Source organism: Leclercia adecarboxylata, assembly GCF_006171285.1.
GTDB lineage: Bacteria > Pseudomonadota > Gammaproteobacteria > Enterobacterales > Enterobacteriaceae > Enterobacter > Enterobacter barmai.
This window is the reverse complement of sequence record NZ_CP040889.1, coordinates 1,802,789-1,820,743: the sequence shown is the minus strand read 5'-3', so window position 1 is coordinate 1,820,743 and position 17,955 is coordinate 1,802,789. Positions and strand designations below refer to the sequence as shown.

Annotated in this window: 9 protein-coding genes, 1 tRNA gene, 3 rRNA genes and 1 pseudogene; 13 read left to right on the top strand and 1 reads right to left on the bottom strand. The window is 55.3% G+C overall.

Annotated features, from left to right (window positions below; all coding sequences use genetic code 11):
* The first annotated feature begins 79 nt into the window (after positions 1 to 79).
* From pepQ to FHN83_RS10450, 13 genes and pseudogenes are all read left to right on the top strand, one after another.
* Positions 80 to 1,411 (top strand): Xaa-Pro dipeptidase, encoded by a 1,332-nt coding sequence (gene pepQ / locus FHN83_RS10510; protein ID WP_039031177.1) that lies wholly within the window; start codon positions 80 to 82, stop codon positions 1,409 to 1,411.
* Positions 1,411 to 2,025, top strand: a complete 615-nt coding sequence (locus FHN83_RS10505) for an IMPACT family protein (RefSeq protein ID WP_039031176.1) — start codon at positions 1,411 to 1,413, stop codon at positions 2,023 to 2,025. The genes pepQ and FHN83_RS10505 overlap by 1 nt, the downstream gene beginning before the upstream one ends.
* Positions 2,026 to 2,065: 40 nt before the next feature.
* Complete coding sequence (trkH, locus tag FHN83_RS10500) at positions 2,066 to 3,517, top strand: Trk system potassium transporter TrkH (protein WP_039031175.1); 1,452 nt, start codon at positions 2,066 to 2,068, stop codon at positions 3,515 to 3,517.
* Between the two features lie 11 nt (positions 3,518 to 3,528).
* Positions 3,529 to 4,071: a menaquinone-dependent protoporphyrinogen IX dehydrogenase gene (gene hemG, locus FHN83_RS10495; RefSeq protein WP_139563797.1), complete on the top strand. Its 543-nt coding sequence runs from the start codon at positions 3,529 to 3,531 to the stop codon at positions 4,069 to 4,071.
* A 379-nt stretch (positions 4,072 to 4,450) separates the two neighbouring features.
* Positions 4,451 to 5,992: ribosomal RNA gene (locus tag FHN83_RS10490) — 16S ribosomal RNA — on the top strand.
* Between the two features lie 87 nt (positions 5,993 to 6,079).
* Positions 6,080 to 6,154: transfer RNA gene (locus FHN83_RS10485), tRNA-Glu, on the top strand.
* A 208-nt stretch (positions 6,155 to 6,362) separates the two neighbouring features.
* A 23S ribosomal RNA gene (locus FHN83_RS10480) occupies positions 6,363 to 9,265 on the top strand.
* A gap of 64 nt (positions 9,266 to 9,329) precedes the next feature.
* Positions 9,330 to 9,445 (top strand): 5S ribosomal RNA (rrf, locus tag FHN83_RS10475).
* Together the 16S, 23S and 5S rRNA genes with 1 tRNA gene alongside form the textbook arrangement of a ribosomal RNA operon.
* Before the next feature lie 164 nt (positions 9,446 to 9,609).
* Positions 9,610 to 10,638 carry a UDP-N-acetylmuramate dehydrogenase gene (gene murB / locus FHN83_RS10470; RefSeq protein WP_039032450.1) on the top strand — a complete coding sequence of 343 codons (1,029 nt, stop codon included), beginning with the start codon at positions 9,610 to 9,612 and terminating at the stop codon, positions 10,636 to 10,638.
* Positions 10,635 to 11,597 carry a bifunctional biotin--[acetyl-CoA-carboxylase] ligase/biotin operon repressor BirA gene (gene birA, locus FHN83_RS10465; RefSeq protein WP_039032451.1) on the top strand — a complete coding sequence of 321 codons (963 nt, stop codon included), beginning with the start codon at positions 10,635 to 10,637 and terminating at the stop codon, positions 11,595 to 11,597. Before murB ends, birA begins: the two co-directional genes overlap by 4 nt.
* A 186-nt stretch (positions 11,598 to 11,783) precedes the next feature.
* Positions 11,784 to 13,790 (top strand): biofilm formation regulator HmsP, encoded by a 2,007-nt coding sequence (hmsP, locus tag FHN83_RS10460; RefSeq protein WP_218015344.1) that lies wholly within the window; start codon positions 11,784 to 11,786, stop codon positions 13,788 to 13,790.
* 158 nt (positions 13,791 to 13,948) lie between these two features.
* Complete coding sequence (gene dctA, locus FHN83_RS10455) at positions 13,949 to 15,235, top strand: C4-dicarboxylate transporter DctC (RefSeq protein WP_039032453.1); 1,287 nt, start codon at positions 13,949 to 13,951, stop codon at positions 15,233 to 15,235.
* A gap of 225 nt (positions 15,236 to 15,460) precedes the next feature.
* Positions 15,461 to 16,879, top strand: a pseudogene (locus tag FHN83_RS10450) (M16 family metallopeptidase); the annotation flags it as partial.
* A gap of 95 nt (positions 16,880 to 16,974) precedes the next feature.
* On the opposite strand, the gene FHN83_RS10445 reads toward FHN83_RS10450, so the two are convergent.
* Positions 16,975 to 17,904 (bottom strand): sugar kinase, encoded by a 930-nt coding sequence (locus tag FHN83_RS10445; RefSeq protein WP_138370702.1) that lies wholly within the window; start codon positions 17,902 to 17,904, stop codon positions 16,975 to 16,977.
* Positions 17,905 to 17,955 lie beyond the last annotated feature (51 nt).

Sequence of the window (17,955 nt, the reverse complement as noted above, 5' to 3'; positions counted from 1 at the left end):
CACGCTCGGTGAAGATCACGCAGCCTTTCTGAGGTGTGCTAAGATGCGGAGACTTGAGGTCAAAACGAAAGGAATAATGATGGACTCACTGGCCGCGCTCTACAAAAATCATATTGTTACCTTACAGGAACGTACCCGCGACGTACTGGCTCGCTTTAAGCTGGATGCCCTACTTATCCACTCCGGCGAGCTGTTCAATGTCTTCCTCGACGATCATGCTTATCCCTTCAAGGTGAACCCGCAATTTAAAGCCTGGGTGCCGGTTACGCAGGTTCCCAACTGCTGGTTGCTGGTGGATGGCGTGAACAAGCCGAAACTGTGGTTCTACCTGCCGGTGGATTACTGGCACAACGTGGAACCGCTGCCGACCTCCTTCTGGACGGATGAAGTCGAGGTGATTGCCCTGCCGAAAGCTGACGGCATTGGCAGCCAGTTACCTGCAGCACGCGGCAACATCGCCTATATCGGCCCGGTGCCTGAACGCGCGCGCGGTCTGGAGATCGCTGCGGATAACATCAACCCGAAAGGCGTTATCGACTATCTGCATTACTACCGCTCTTATAAGACCGACTATGAACTGGCGTGCATGCGTGAAGCGCAAAAAACCGCGGTGAACGGCCATCGAGCGGCCCATGAAGCCTTCCTGTCCGGCATGAGCGAGTTTGATATTAACCAGGCCTACCTGACGGCCACCGGCCATCGTGATACCGACGTTCCTTACAGCAACATCGTGGCGCTGAACGAGCACGCGGCGGTACTGCACTACACCAAACTCGATCACCGCGCGCCGTCCGAAATGCGCAGCTTCCTGCTGGATGCCGGTGCGGAATATAACGGCTACGCCGCTGACCTCACCCGTACCTGGGCCGGAAACAGCGACACCGAGTTCGCTGCGCTTATCAAAGACGTGAACGACGAGCAGTTGGCCCTCATCGCTACCATGAAGGCGGGCGTAAGCTACGTGGATTACCATGTCCAGTTCCATCAGCGCATTGCCAAACTGCTGCGCAAGCACCAGATCGTCAGCGATATGAGCGAAGAGGCGATGGTGGAAAACGACCTGACCGGGCCATTTATGCCGCACGGCATCGGTCACCCGTTGGGTTTGCAGGTACACGACACCGCAGGCTTTATGCAGGATGACACCGGTACGCATCTGGCAGCGCCGTCCAAATATCCGTACCTGCGCTGTACGCGCATCCTGCAGCCGCGCATGGTGCTGACCATCGAGCCGGGCATCTACTTTATTGAGTCGCTGCTGGCACCGTGGCGTGAAGGGCAGTTCAGCAAACACTTCAACTGGCAGAAAATTGAAGCGCTGAAGCCGTTTGGCGGGATCCGTATCGAAGATAACGTGGTGATCCACGAAAACGGTACTGAAAACATGACGCGAGACCTGAAGCTGGCGTAATGGAAAGCTGGCTCATACCGGCAGCGCCGGTCACCTTTACGGAAGAGATCAAGAAAAGTCGTTTTATCACGCTGTTGGCCCATACCGACGGCGTGGAGGCGGCAAAAGCCTTTGTTGAGTCGGTACGCGCGGAACATCCTGACGCCCGCCACCACTGTGTGGCGTGGGTGGCCGGGCCGCCTGACGACTCGCAAAAACTCGGCTTCTCGGATGATGGTGAACCGGCGGGCACGGCGGGCAAACCCATGCTCTCTCAGCTAATGGGCAGCGGCGTTGGCGAAATCACCGCCGTCGTGGTGCGATACTACGGCGGCGTACTGTTAGGAACGGGCGGGCTGGTCAAGGCCTATGGCGGTGGGGTCCAGCAGGCGCTGAATCATCTGACTACCCTCCGCAAAACACCACTTACCGAATATACTTTATTGTGCGATTACGCCCAGTTATCCGGCATCGAAGCGTTGCTGAAGCAGTATCAGGGCCTGATCGTGCACAGTGATTACCAGGCGATGGTGCAATTGCGGGTGGCGCTACCCCAGGCGTCGCTTCCGGCATTCTCAGCAAAACTGGCTGATTTTAGTCGTGGTTCGTTGCAATTACGGCCGATTGAAGAATAATCCCCACCTTACTTTTTGAATACCTAAGGAAGCGGCAGAGATGCATTTTCGTGCCATAACCCGAATCGTTGGATTGCTGGTCATACTTTTTTCCGGGACGATGATCCTCCCTGGACTGGTGGCGCTTATTTATCGGGATGGTGCGGGCCGCGCCTTTACGCAGACCTTTTTTGTCGCGCTGATGATTGGTTCCCTGCTGTGGTGGCCTAACCGTCGTCAGAAAGGGGAGCTGAAATCCCGCGAAGGTTTCCTTATCGTGGTGCTGTTCTGGACCGTACTGGGAAGCGTGGGTTCGCTGCCCTTTATCTTCTCCGAACAACCCAACCTGAGCGTTACGGATGCGTTTTTTGAATCCTTCTCTGGCCTGACAACAACCGGGGCCACGACGCTGGTGGGGCTGGACTCGTTACCCCATGCCATCCTCTTCTACCGGCAGATGCTGCAGTGGTTCGGCGGTATGGGGATCATCGTATTGGCCGTGGCTATCCTGCCCATACTGGGCGTCGGGGGGATGCAGCTCTATCGTGCCGAGATGCCGGGGCCGCTGAAAGATAACAAAATGCGCCCGCGTATTGCCGAGACGGCCAAAACGTTATGGCTTATCTATGTATTGCTGACGGTGGCCTGCGCGCTGGCGCTGTGGTTCGCCGGGATGCCCGCCTTTGATGCTATCGGCCATAGCTTTGCCACCATCGCTATTGGCGGGTTCTCTACCCATGACGCCAGCGTTGGCTACTTTGACAGCCCGACGATCAACACCATTATTGCGGTCTTCCTGCTGATCTCCGGCTGTAACTATGGCCTGCACTTCTCTTTATTAAGCGGCCGTAATCTGAAGGTGTACTGGCGCGACCCGGAATTCCGCATGTTTATCGGCGTGCAGCTGACGCTGGTGGCTATCTGTACCCTGGTGTTGTGGCTACACGATGTCTATAACTCGGCGCTCACTACTCTTAACCAGGCGTTCTTCCAGGTCGTGTCGATGGCGACCACGGCAGGGTTTACCACCGACAGTATTGCGCGCTGGCCGCTCTTCCTGCCTGTCCTGCTGCTCTGTTCGGCTTTCATCGGCGGCTGCGCCGGTTCGACGGGTGGTGGCCTGAAGGTGATCCGCATCCTGCTGCTGTTTAAACAGGGGAACCGCGAGCTGAAACGTCTGGTCCACCCGAATGCGGTTTACAGCATCAAGCTGGGTAACCGCGCGCTGCCGGAACGTATTCTGGAAGCGGTATGGGGCTTCTTCTCCGCCTACGCGCTGGTCTTTATTGTCAGCATGCTGGCGATTATCGCGACCGGCGTCGATGACTTCTCGGCGTTTGCCTCCGTTGTCGCCACACTGAACAACCTGGGACCAGGCCTTGGCGTGGTTGCAGATAACTTTGCCAGCATGAATCCAGTCGCGAAGTGGATCCTGATTGCTAACATGCTGTTCGGACGTCTTGAGGTCTTTACGCTGTTGGTCCTCTTTACACCAACATTCTGGCGCGAATAAGGGAACCGTTTATGAAAACATTAATTCTATTTTCAACGCGCGACGGGCAGACGCGGGAGATTGCCGCCTTTCTGGCTTCGGAGTTAAAAGAGCAGGGTATCTATTCAGATGTCATCAATCTGAACCGCACCGAAGAGATTGCGTGGCAGGAGTATGACCGCGTGGTGATCGGCGCCTCAATTCGTTATGGCCATTTCCATCCGGCGGTGGATCGCTTTGTGAAAAAACATACGGCAACGCTGAACAGCCTGCCGGGCGCTTTCTACTCGGTGAACCTGGTGGCACGTAAAGCGGAAAAGCGTACGCCGCAGACCAATAGCTATACGCGCAAGTTTTTGCTGAGCTCCCCCTGGAAGCCAGTTGCCTGCGCTGTCTTTGCCGGTGCCCTGCGTTACCCACGCTATCGCTGGTACGATCGCTTTATGATCCGTCTTATTATGAAGATGACCGGCGGCGAAACGGATACCCGTAAAGAAGTGGTCTACACCGACTGGTCGCAGGTCGCCAGTTTCGCCCGGGAAATTGCGCAATTAACCCGCACATCGCGGCTTTAATAAACGTAAAGGACGAAAAGTAAGCGAACGGAAAACTTTTTAAGATTTATGCTTGTCACCGTCAGATAACTCCCTATAATGCGCCTCCACTGACACGGAACAACGGCAAACAAGCCGCCGGGTCAGCGGGGTTCGATAAGAACCTCACGGAGAAAAGCAAAAATAATTGCTTGACTCTGAGGCGGGAAAGCGTAATATGCACACCCCGCGCCGCAGCGAAAAAGCGAAGCGGCACTGCTCTTTAACAATTTATCAGACAATCTGTGTGGGCACTCAAAGTGACATGGATTCTTAATGTCGCAAGACAATAAATGAATACCAAGTCTCTGAGTGAACATACGTAATTCATTACGAAGTTTAATTCACGAGCATCAAACTTAAATTGAAGAGTTTGATCATGGCTCAGATTGAACGCTGGCGGCAGGCCTAACACATGCAAGTCGAACGGTAGCACAGAAGAGCTTGCTCTTCGGGTGACGAGTGGCGGACGGGTGAGTAATGTCTGGGAAACTGCCTGATGGAGGGGATAACTACTGGAAACGGTAGCTAATACCGCATAACGTCGCAAGACCAAAGAGGGGACCTTCGGGCCTCTTGCCATCAGATGTGCCCAGATGGGATTAGCTAGTAGGTGGGGTAACGGCTCACCTAGGCGACGATCCCTAGCTGGTCTGAGAGGATGACCAGCCACACTGGAACTGAGACACGGTCCAGACTCCTACGGGAGGCAGCAGTGGGGAATATTGCACAATGGGCGCAAGCCTGATGCAGCCATGCCGCGTGTATGAAGAAGGCCTTCGGGTTGTAAAGTACTTTCAGCGAGGAGGAAGGTGTTGAGGTTAATAACCTCAGCAATTGACGTTACTCGCAGAAGAAGCACCGGCTAACTCCGTGCCAGCAGCCGCGGTAATACGGAGGGTGCAAGCGTTAATCGGAATTACTGGGCGTAAAGCGCACGCAGGCGGTCTGTCAAGTCGGATGTGAAATCCCCGGGCTCAACCTTGGGAACTGCATTCGAAACTGGCAGGCTAGAGTCTTGTAGAGGGGGGTAGAATTCCAGGTGTAGCGGTGAAATGCGTAGAGATCTGGAGGAATACCGGTGGCGAAGGCGGCCCCCTGGACAAAGACTGACGCTCAGGTGCGAAAGCGTGGGGAGCAAACAGGATTAGATACCCTGGTAGTCCACGCCGTAAACGATGTCGACTTGGAGGTTGTGCCCTTGAGGCGTGGCTTCCGGAGCTAACGCGTTAAGTCGACCGCCTGGGGAGTACGGCCGCAAGGTTAAAACTCAAATGAATTGACGGGGGGCCCGCACAAGCGGTGGAGCATGTGGTTTAATTCGATGCAACGCGAAGAACCTTACCTACTCTTGACATCCAGAGAACTTTCCAGAGATGGATTGGTGCCTTCGGGAACTCTGAGACAGGTGCTGCATGGCTGTCGTCAGCTCGTGTTGTGAAATGTTGGGTTAAGTCCCGCAACGAGCGCAACCCTTATCCTTTGTTGCCAGCGGTTAGGCCGGGAACTCAAAGGAGACTGCCAGTGATAAACTGGAGGAAGGTGGGGATGACGTCAAGTCATCATGGCCCTTACGAGTAGGGCTACACACGTGCTACAATGGCGCATACAAAGAGAAGCGACCTCGCGAGAGCAAGCGGACCTCATAAAGTGCGTCGTAGTCCGGATTGGAGTCTGCAACTCGACTCCATGAAGTCGGAATCGCTAGTAATCGTAGATCAGAATGCTACGGTGAATACGTTCCCGGGCCTTGTACACACCGCCCGTCACACCATGGGAGTGGGTTGCAAAAGAAGTAGGTAGCTTAACCTTCGGGAGGGCGCTTACCACTTTGTGATTCATGACTGGGGTGAAGTCGTAACAAGGTAACCGTAGGGGAACCTGCGGTTGGATCACCTCCTTACCTTAAAGAACCTGCCTTTGTAGTGCTCACACAGATTGTCTGATGAAAAGTAACGAGCAAGACGGCTGCGAAGTCGTGACACATCGTGTCCCCTTCGTCTAGCGGTTAGGACTCCGCCCTTTCACGGCGGCAACAGGGGTTCGAATCCCCTAGGGGACGCCACTTGCTGGGTGTGAGTGAAAGGCACAACCAATCAGTATCTCAAAACTGACTTCAGAGTCACGTTTGAGATATTTGCTCTTTAAAAATCTGGATCAAGCTGAAAATTGAAACGACACACTGTGTCTGTTCTCCGTAACAGGAACAGATGGAAAGTGTGTTCGAGTCTTCAAATTTTCACAACGCGAAGTGAAACAGCTTCGGGTTGTGAGGTTAAGCGACTAAGCGTACACGGTGGATGCCCTGGCAGTCAGAGGCGATGAAGGACGTGCTAATCTGCGAAAAGCGCCGGCGAGGTGATATGAACCTTTGACCCGGCGATGTCCGAATGGGGAAACCCAGTGTGTTCCGACACACTATCGTTAACTGAATACATAGGTTAACGAGGCGAACCGGGGGAACTGAAACATCTAAGTACCCCGAGGAAAAGAAATCAACCGAGATTCCCCCAGTAGCGGCGAGCGAACGGGGAGCAGCCCGGAGTCTGAATCAGCTTGTGTGTTAGTGGAACGGTCTGGAAAGTCCGACGGTACAGGGTGATAGTCCCGTACATGAAAGCACACTTGCTGTGAACTCGAAGAGTAGGGCGGGACACGTGGTATCCTGTCTGAATATGGGGGGACCATCCTCCAAGGCTAAATACTCCTGACTGACCGATAGTGAACCAGTACCGTGAGGGAAAGGCGAAAAGAACCCCGGCGAGGGAGTGAAAAAGAACCTGAAACCGTGTACGTACAAGCAGTGGGAGCACCCTTGTGGTGTGACTGCGTACCTTTTGTATAATGGGTCAGCGACTTATATTCTGTAGCAAGGTTAACCGTATAGGGGAGCCGAAGGGAAACCGAGTCTTAACTGGGCGTTAAGTTGCAGGGTATAGACCCGAAACCCGGTGATCTAGCCATGGGCAGGTTGAAGGTTGGGTAACACTAACTGGAGGACCGAACCGACTAATGTTGAAAAATTAGCGGATGACTTGTGGCTGGGGGTGAAAGGCCAATCAAACCGGGAGATAGCTGGTTCTCCCCGAAAGCTATTTAGGTAGCGCCTCGTGAACTCATCTCCGGGGGTAGAGCACTGTTTCGGCTAGGGGGCCATCCCGGCTTACCAACCCGATGCAAACTGCGAATACCGGAGAATGTTATCACGGGAGACACACGGCGGGTGCTAACGTCCGTCGTGAAGAGGGAAACAACCCAGACCGCCAGCTAAGGTCCCAAAGTCATGGTTAAGTGGGAAACGATGTGGGAAGGCACAGACAGCCGTGATGTTGGCTTAGAAGCAGCCATCATTTAAAGAAAGCGTAATAGCTCACTGGTCGAGTCGGCCTGCGCGGAAGATGTAACGGGGCTAAACCATGCACCGAAGCTGCGGCAGCGACACTATGTGTTGTTGGGTAGGGGAGCGTTCTGTAAGCCGTTGAAGGTGTGCTGTGAGGCATGCTGGAGGTATCAGAAGTGCGAATGCTGACATAAGTAACGATAAAGCGGGTGAAAAGCCCGCTCGCCGGAAGACCAAGGGTTCCTGTCCAACGTTAATCGGGGCAGGGTGAGTCGACCCCTAAGGCGAGGCCGAAAGGCGTAGTCGATGGGAAACAGGTTAATATTCCTGTACTCGGTGTTACTGCGAAGGGGGGGACGGAGAAGGCTATGTTGGCCGGGCGACGGTTGTCCCGGTTTAAGCATGTAGGCGGAGGTTCCAGGTAAATCCGGTACCTTGTTAACGCTGAGGTGTGATGACGAGGCACTACGGTGCTGAAGCAACAAATGCCCTGCTTCCAGGGAAAAGCCTCTAAGCATCAGGTAACATCAAATCGTACCCCAAACCGACACAGGTGGTCAGGTAGAGAATACCAAGGCGCTTGAGAGAACTCGGGTGAAGGAACTAGGCAAAATGGTGCCGTAACTTCGGGAGAAGGCACGCTGATATGTAGGTGAAGCCCCTGCGGGTGGAGCTGAAATCAGTCGAAGATACCAGCTGGCTGCAACTGTTTATTAAAAACACAGCACTGTGCAAACACGAAAGTGGACGTATACGGTGTGACGCCTGCCCGGTGCCGGAAGGTTAATTGATGGGGTTATCCGTAAGGAGAAGCTCTTGATCGAAGCCCCGGTAAACGGCGGCCGTAACTATAACGGTCCTAAGGTAGCGAAATTCCTTGTCGGGTAAGTTCCGACCTGCACGAATGGCGTAATGATGGCCAGGCTGTCTCCACCCGAGACTCAGTGAAATTGAAATCGCTGTGAAGATGCAGTGTACCCGCGGCAAGACGGAAAGACCCCGTGAACCTTTACTATAGCTTGACACTGAACACTGGTCCTTGATGTGTAGGATAGGTGGGAGGCTTTGAAGCGTGGACGCCAGTCTGCGTGGAGCCATCCTTGAAATACCACCCTTTAATGGCTGGTGTTCTAACGTGGACCCGTAATCCGGGTTGCGGACAGTGTCTGGTGGGTAGTTTGACTGGGGCGGTCTCCTCCTAAAGAGTAACGGAGGAGCACGAAGGTTAGCTAATCGGTCGGACATCAGGAGGTTAGTGCAATGGCATAAGCTAGCTTGACTGCGAGAGTGACGGCTCGAGCAGGTGCGAAAGCAGGTCATAGTGATCCGGTGGTTCTGTATGGAAGGGCCATCGCTCAACGGATAAAAGGTACTCCGGGGATAACAGGCTGATACCGCCCAAGAGTTCATATCGACGGCGGTGTTTGGCACCTCGATGTCGGCTCATCACATCCGGGGCTGAAGTAGGTCCCAAGGGTATGGCTGTTCGCCATTTAAAGTGGTACGCGAGCTGGGTTTAGAACGTCGTGAGACAGTTCGGTCCCTATCTGCCGTGGGCGCTGGAGAATTGAGGGGGGCTGCTCCTAGTACGAGAGGACCGGAGTGGACGCATCACTGGTGTTCGGGTTGTCATGCCAATGGCACTGCCCGGTAGCTAAATGCGGAAGAGATAAGTGCTGAAAGCATCTAAGCACGAAACTTGCCCCGAGATGAGTTCTCCCTGACCCTTCAAGGGTCCTGAAGGAACGTTAAAGACGATGACGTTGATAGGCCGGGTGTGTAAGCGCAGCGATGCGTTGAGCTAACCGGTACTAATGAACCGTGAGGCTTAACCTTACAACGCCGAAGCTGTTTCGGTGGATTTGAGATGATTTTCAGCTGATACAGATTACAGAATTTGCCTGGCGGCTGTAGCGCGGTGGTCCCACCTGACCCCATGCCGAACTCAGAAGTGAAACGCCGTAGCGCCGATGGTAGTGTGGGGTCTCCCCATGCGAGAGTAGGGAACTGCCAGGCATCAATTAAAGAAACCCCGTACCGCAAGGTACGGGGTTTTTTGCCGTATACGCGAAAAAGCCGGGTGGCGGCTCCACCTTACCCGGCCTACATGTCCCGATTCCAGCCGACAAAGATCCCCCGATGGGGTAAACTATCCCGGTTTTTGCATCTGGATAGCCTCTATGAATCACTCCCTTAAGCCCTGGAATACCTTCGGTATTGACCGAAATGCCCGACAGATCGTGCGGGCCGACGATGCGCAGCAACTGCTGGCCGCATGGAATCACGCGACGCAACACCAACAGCCTGTTCTTATTCTGGGCGAAGGCAGCAACGTTCTTTTTCTGGAAGACTTTTCTGGCACAGTGATCGTTAACCGCATCAGCGGGATCGAGGTTGAAGAGACGCAGGATTGCTGGCGTCTGCACGTGGGCGCCGGAGAGAACTGGCATAACCTGGTGCAGTTTACCCTTGAAAACAACATGCCGGGGCTGGAAAACCTCGCCCTGATCCCCGGTTGCGCGGGTTCATCTCCTATTCAGAACATAGGTGCCTATGGCATCGAACTCAAACACGTCTGCGACTATGTCGATTGCATCGAGCTTGCAACGGGCAACGCGCTGCGTTTAAGCGCAGAACAGTGCCGTTTTGGCTATCGTGACAGCATTTTCAAACATGAGTATCAGGATAAATATGTCATCGTCGCGGTTGGCCTGCGCCTGACAAAAAACTGGCAGCCTGTTCTCACCTACGGCGATCTCACCCGGCTGGACCCTGCAACCGTCACTGCGAAAGACATTTTCGATTCGGTTTGCCACATGCGCATGAGTAAACTGCCCGACCCGAAAGTGAACGGCAATGCCGGGAGTTTCTTTAAAAACCCGGTGATCTCCGGCGAAAAAGCTGATGCCTTAATCGCACAGTGGCCGAATGCACCGCACTATCCCCAGGCCGACGGCAGCGTCAAGCTGGCTGCGGGCTGGCTGATCGATCAGTGTCAGCTTAAAGGCACAACCTGTGGCGGCGCGGCGGTACATCGCCAGCAGGCACTAGTACTGATCAATGAAAACAATGCGACCAGCGACGATGTCGTACAGCTGGCTCATCAGGTGCGTCAGCGCGTAGGTGATAAATTTGATGTCTGGCTGGAGCCAGAGGTGCGCTTTATCGGCCATCATGGCGAAGTGAATGCGGTGGAGGCCATTGCATGAAAGACCATACCGTCCCCCTGAAGCTGATCTCTATTCTGGCCGACGGCGATTTTCATTCCGGTGAGCAGCTGGGTGAACAGCTCGGCATGAGCCGCGCCGCCATCAATAAACATATTCAGACCCTGCGTGACTGGGGAGTGGATGTTTTTACCGTGCCGGGCAAGGGCTACAGCCTGCCGGAGCCAATCCAGCTGCTGGATGAAGGCTTTATCCACAGTCAAATTACCGACAACAGCGTCGCCGTTCTGCCGGTGATCGACTCTACCAACCAGTATCTGCTCAACAGGCTCAACGAGCTAAAGTCCGGTGACTGCTGCGTAGCAGAGTATCAGCAGGCGGGTCGTGGCCGTCGGGGACGTAAATGGTTTTCGCCTTTTGGCGCTAACCTTTATCTCTCTATGTACTGGCGTCTGGAACAAGGGCCTGCCGCGGCGATCGGCCTGAGTCTGGTGATTGGCATTGTGCTGGCAGAAGTTCTGCAGTCGCTGGGCGCCGATAAAGTGCGCGTGAAGTGGCCAAACGATCTCTATCTGAACGATCGTAAACTGGCCGGTATCCTCGTGGAACTGACGGGGAAAACCGGTGATGCTGCGCAGATCGTCATGGGAGCCGGGATCAACCTGATGATGCGCAACGTGCAGGCCGAAGACATCAATCAGGGCTGGATCAACCTGCAGGAAGCGGGGATCGCTATCGATCGTAATGTCCTCGCCGTGCGTGTTATCAATGAGCTGCGCCACTCGCTGAAAATCTTCGAACAGGAGGGGTTAACGCCGTTCCTGCCTCGCTGGGAAAAGCTGGATAACTTTGCCCACCGTGCGGTAAAACTGATCATCGGCGACAAAGAGATTTACGGCACGTCGCGCGGTATCAACGAGCAGGGCGCGTTGTTACTGGAGCAGGATGGGGTGATTAAACCCTGGGTCGGCGGCGAGATTTCGCTGCGCAGCGCCGAATAAATTACCGGGAGCCGCTGGCTCCCGCGTTCTGAAGCTATACCGCCGCCAGCCTCTGTGCGAAGCGGCAACCAGAATAATCCCTAAACACCTGGTTACACTCTCTTAATCAGTTCCCGATAAGGTATACTCTCAAAGCAGCAGGGCACTCGTAGATTAACCTGCCTTTCGCGTTTCTGGAGATACATTTTGCGTGTCAGCCGCTCTTTAACTATCAAACAAATGGCGATGGTCACTGCCGTTACCATGGTGTTTGTTTTCGTCTTTTGCGTCATTTTGCTGTTTCATGCCATTCAGCAGAATCGCTACAACACGGCTACACAACTCGAGAGCATCGCCCGCTCAATCCGTGAGCCCCTTTCTGCCGCCATTCTGAAGGGTGATATCCCCCAGGCGGAGGCCATTATTAAAAGCATCAAGCCGGCAGGCGTCGTCAGCCAGGCGGATGTCGTACTGCCGAACCAGTTTCAGGCGCTGCGCATGAACTTTATCCCGGAGCGTCCGGTACCGGTGATGATGAAACGCCTGTTTGAGATGCCGGTGCAAATCTCTTTGCCGGTCTATTCGCTGCAGCGGCCGGCCAACCCGCAGCCGCTGGCCTATCTGGTGCTGCAGTCTGACTCCTGGCGGATGTACAAATTCGTTATCAGCTGGGTCTCCACGTTGGTAACCACTTACTTATTATTGACGCTGATGCTGACCGTGGCGCTGACCTGGTGCATTAACCGGTTGATTGTCCACCCGTTACGTCGAATTGCCCGCGAGCTCGACTCCCTCTCGCCGCAGCAACAGATGGGGCACCAGCTGCCCCTGCAGCGCCTGCACCATGATGACGAAATCGGTATGCTGGTACGCAGCTACAACCTCAATCAGCAGCGCATGATGCGCCAGAATGATGAGCTCAACCACAATGCCACCCGCTTCCCGGTGTCGGATCTGCCCAACAAGGCGTTTCTGATGGTGCTGCTGGAGCAGGCGGTGAAGCGTCAGCACACCATGGCGCTGATGGTGGTGGCCTGCGAAACCTTGCAGGATACCGCCGGCGTGCTGAAAGAGAGCCAGCGGGAAATGGTGTTACTGACGCTGGTCGAAAAGCTGAAAACTGTGCTGGCGCCCCGCATGGTGCTGACCCAGGTAAGCGGCTATGACTTCGTCATTATCGCCAATGGCGTTAAGGAGCCGTGGCACGCCATCACATTAGGTCAGCAAGTGCTCACTGTTATTAATGAGCGGTTGCCGGTGCAGGGGATCCAGCTGCGTCCGAGCGCCAGTATTGGTATCGCGATGTTTTACGGCAACCTGACCGCAGAACAACTTTACCGCCGGGCGTTTTCCGCCGCGTTTACCGCTCGCCAGAAGGGTAAAAATCAGATTCAGTTCTTCGAACCTGAGCAGATGGAGAAGGCGCAGCAGCGGCTGTCAGAAGAGAACGATATCCTCACCGCGCTGGACAGCAACCATTTCGCCATCTGGCTGCAGCCGCAGGTCGATCTGCGCACCGGCAAGGTTCATAGCGCCGAAGCGCTGCTGCGGGTGCGGCAGGCGGATGGCAACTGGGCGCTTCCGGAAGGGCTGATTGACCGTATTGAGAACTGCGGCCTGATTGTGACCGTGGGTCACTGGGTGCTGGAAGAGTCCTGCCGCTTGCTGTCAGCCTGGCAGTCGCGGGGGATGATGATGCCACTGTCGGTCAACCTGTCGGCGCTACAGCTGATGCATCCGAACATGGTCCCGGACCTGCTGGCGCTGATTCACCGCTACCAGATCAAGCCCGATACCCTAATTCTTGAGGTCACCGAGAGCCGCCGGATTGACGATCCTAACGAAGCCGTGGCAATCCTTCGCCCGCTGCGCAATGCCGGGGTGCGTATTGCGCTGGATGACTTTGGCATGGGATACGCCGGGCTGCGTCAGCTGCAGCATATGAAAACCCTGCCGGTAGACGTGCTGAAGATTGATAAGGCCTTCGTGGAGGGGCTACCGGACGACAGCAGCATGGTCGAGGCGATTATCCAGCTGGCGCGTAGCCTGAAGTTGAGGATTATCGCGGAAGGTATCGAAACCGAAGCCCAGCGTCGCTGGCTGGCCGATGCCGGGGTTGAATGCGGACAAGGATACCTGTTCGACAAAGCGGTGCCGGGCGATATTTTTGAAAGTCGTTATCTGAAACAGGATGACAATAGCGCAGATGACTGAAATGTTGCTGGCTTGTGCGAGCCAGCTCAAAATTCTTAACATTTTCGTTTCAAATTCAGCCTGAACTCCTATCTGTCCTGATTTATGGGTGGTATTTTAAGGCCGCAGGTGAGCAGCAACCCTACAAAACCTGTGGCTTTTCTTCCCAAGGACACCTTATGAAAACCTCTCTCTTCAAAAGTCTTTATTTTCAGGTCTTAACCGCGATTGCCATCGGTATTCTGCTTGGTCATTACTACCCTGAATTAGGCGCCCAGATGAAACCGCTTGGTGATGCCTTCGTTAAGCTGATTAAGATGGTTATCGCGCCGGTTATTTTCTGTACCGTTGTGACCGGCATCGCAGGCATGGAAAGCATGAAAGCCGTTGGCCGCACCGGTGCGGTAGCGCTGCTCTATTTCGAAGTGGTCAGTACCCTGGCGCTTATCATTGGTCTGGTGATTGTTAACGTCGTGCAGCCCGGCGCGGGCATGAACGTTGACCCCTCGACGCTGGATGCAAAAGCAGTCGCGGTTTACGCCGATCAGGCAAAAGATCAGGGCGTGGTCGCCTTCCTGCTGGATGTGATCCCCGGCAGCGTGATTGGTGCCTTCGCCAGCGGGAATATCCTGCAGGTGCTGCTGTTTGCCGTGATGTTTGGTTTTGCCCTGCATCGTCTCGGCAGCAAAGGCCAGCTGATTTTCAACGTCATTGAGAGCTTCTCGCAGGTGATCTTCGGCATCATCAATATGATCATGCGTCTGGCACCTATTGGCGCCTTCGGGGCGATGGCATTTACTATCGGTAAATATGGCGTTGGTACCCTGGTGCAGCTGGGCCAGCTGATTATCTGTTTCTACATCACCTGTATTCTGTTTGTGGTGGTGGTACTGGGAAGCATTGCGCGCGCGACCGGCTTCAGCATCTTCAAGTTCATCCGCTACATCCGTGAAGAGCTGCTGATTGTGCTGGGCACCTCCTCGTCCGAGTCGGCGCTGCCGCGCATGCTCGACAAGATGGAGAAGCTGGGCTGCCGTAAATCGGTGGTGGGACTGGTTATTCCGACCGGGTACTCCTTCAACCTCGACGGAACGTCCATCTACCTGACGATGGCGGCGGTGTTTATTGCCCAGGCCACCAACAGCCATATGGATATCTTCCATCAAATCACGCTGCTGGTGGTGCTGTTGCTCTCCTCGAAAGGGGCGGCAGGGGTGACGGGAAGCGGCTTTATCGTGCTGGCGGCAACGATCTCCGCCGTCGGACACCTGCCGGTGGCCGGGCTGGCGCTGATCCTCGGTATCGACCGCTTTATGTCTGAAGCCCGTGCCCTGACTAACCTGGTCGGCAACGGTGTGGCGACGGTGGTTGTGGCGAAGTGGGTGAAAGAGCTGGACCACAAAAAGCTCGACGATACGCTGAATAATCGTGCGCCAGACGGCAAAACACACGGTTTGTCCTCCTAAAATCTTCCCTCTGGCCCGCATTCCCTTGTCGGGGTGCGGGCTCCTGCGCATAATGGCCCAGCATACTTGTCATAATTCGATAAGATTTATTTCGGGTAAATTTCACTTCATGCCGTGACGTTTCGCTTCATGCGCGGTCTAATCGGAGTGTTTTGAACATCATCTTTAGAGTGCTACAGGGCGTGTGGCACTCTTTGTAACCAGGAATGTTGATCAGGGGTTCACATGCAGGGCACAAAAATTCGACTCTTAACCGGCGGTTTGCTTATGATGGCAGCAGCCAGTTACGTGCAGGCTGACGCGCTCCAGCCGGACCCGGCCTGGCAACAGGGAACGCTGGCGAATGGGTTTCAGTGGCAGGTATTAGCCACCCCACAACGCCCCAGCGACCGCATTGAAATCCGCCTTTCCGTCAATACCGGCTCCCTGACCGAGAGCACGCAACAGAGCGGTTTCAGCCACTTTCTGCCCCGCCTGGCGCTGACGCAAAGCGGCAGCCTGCAGGCCGTGCAGGCCCGTTCATTATGGCAACAGGGCATCGATCCAAAGCGCCCGCTGCCGCCTGCAGTCGTCTCCTACGACTACACCATGTTTAACCTCAGCCTGCCAAACAACCGCAACGATCTGCTCAAAGAGGCGCTGACCTGGCTTTCCGATACCGCCGGTAGCGTCTCCATTACCCCTGAAACGGTGAATTACGCCCTGAGCAACAGCGATATGGTGGCGACCTGGCCGGCGGATACCAAAGAGGGCTGGTGGCGTTATCGCCTGAAAGGATCTGCGCTGCTCGGCCACGACCCGGCAGAGCCGCTAAAGCAGCCGGTTGATATTGAGCAGGTGAAGTCCTTCTACCAGACCTGGTACACCCCGGATGCCATGACCCTGATTGTGGTCGGCAACGTAGATAGCCGCGCGGTGATTGAGCAAATCAGCAAAACCTTTGGCGAGCTGAAGGGCAAACGCAGTACGCCTGCGCCAGTGCCAACGCTTTCGCCTCTGCGCGCAGAGCCGGTGAGCATCATGACCGATGCCGTGCGTCAGGATCGTCTCTCTATTATGTGGGACAGCCCGTGGCAGCCGATTCGCGAGTCTGCCGCGCTGCTGCGTTACTGGCGCGCCGATCTGGCCCGTGAAGCGCTGTTCTGGCATGTTCAGCAAACCCTGAGTAAGAACAACGCCAAAGACATTGGTCTGGGCTTTGATTGCCGGGTGCTGTTCCAGCGTGCCCAGTGCGCCATTAACGTTGAGTCGCCGGGCGACAAGCTGAACGCCAATATGGCGGTGGTGGCGAAAGAGCTGGCGAAAGTGCGCGACAACGGCCTGAGCGAAGAGGAGTTCAACGCGCTGGTGGCGCAGAAAAACCTCGAGCTGCAAAAACTGTTCGCCACCTACGCCCGCACCGATACTGATATCCTGATCAGCCAGCGTATTCGCTCCCTGCAAAATCAGGTGGTGGATATCGCGCCAGAACAGTATCAGAAACTGCGTCAGGATTTCCTTAACAGCCTGACCGCGGATATGCTGAGCCAGGATCTGCGTCAGCAGCTTTCTCAGGATATGTCGCTGATTCTAATGCAGCCGAAAGGTGAGCCGGAATATGACATGAAGGATCTGCAGGCGACGTGGGACGGAATTATGGCGCCAGCGAAATAAAAGCAAAAAGGCAACGTAAGTTGCTTTTTTAGTGTTTGCTCCCTCTCCCTGTGGGAGAGGGCCGGGGTGAGGGCATCAGACCGTAGTTACTCCGGCATCGCTTCCCGTGGAATAATGGCGCCGCGATACTGGATCACCGTGCTGGCGGTGAGGTGGCCGCGCTGGGCTGCTGCCTGTGGCGTACCGCCCGTCAGACGCACTGCCAGATATCCGGCGCTGAAGGAGTCACCCGCCGCGGTGGTATCAATCACTTTCTCTTTCGCCAGCTTCACTGCAGGCACTTCGATAACCGCTTCACCGGTAATCGCCACCAGGCAGGAATCCGCGCCGCGCTTAATCACCACTTCGCTGACACCGGCGGCCTGCGTGCGGGCAATCACCTCATCAACCGGCTTCTCGCCCCACAGCGCATCTTCGTCGTCGAGGGTCAGGAAGGCGATGTCGGTGCACTCCAGCATCTGGCTATAGACCTGCTGCGTCTCTTCGCGGCTGGCCCACAGGCGTGGACGGTAGTTATTGTCAAAAATCACCTTCCCGCCGTTGGCGCGACATTCGCGCAGCAGGGAGAGCAGTTTTTCGCGGCTGCTCTGGCTGAGGATCGCCAGGCTGATGCCGCTCAGGTAGATATAGTCGAAGTGGGCCAGCGTTTCGCAGATCTGCGCCGCGCTGTCGCTCTCCAGCCAGAATTTGGCGGCAGCCTCGTTACGCCAGTAGTAGAAGGTACGCTCGCCGGTGCTGTCGGTTTCGATGTAATAGAGACCCGGCAGGCGGTTCTCCATCCGCTGGGTCAGCGAGGTATCGACGTTCTCACTCTGCCATGCGTCCAGCATCTGCTGGCTGAAGTTATCGGTGCCCAGGGCAGTAACATAGTTTACCGCCAGCGCGTCAGCATCGACCTGACGGGCAATATACACCGAGGTGTTTAAGGTATCGCCGCCGAAACCGCGGCTGACTTCCGCCCCTTTCTGGGACAGTTCGATCATACATTCGCCGATCACGGCAATTTTCTTGGACATAGTCGTGAACCTGGATAATTAAACTGCGGTTAGTTTGCGCTGGAGGCCGGG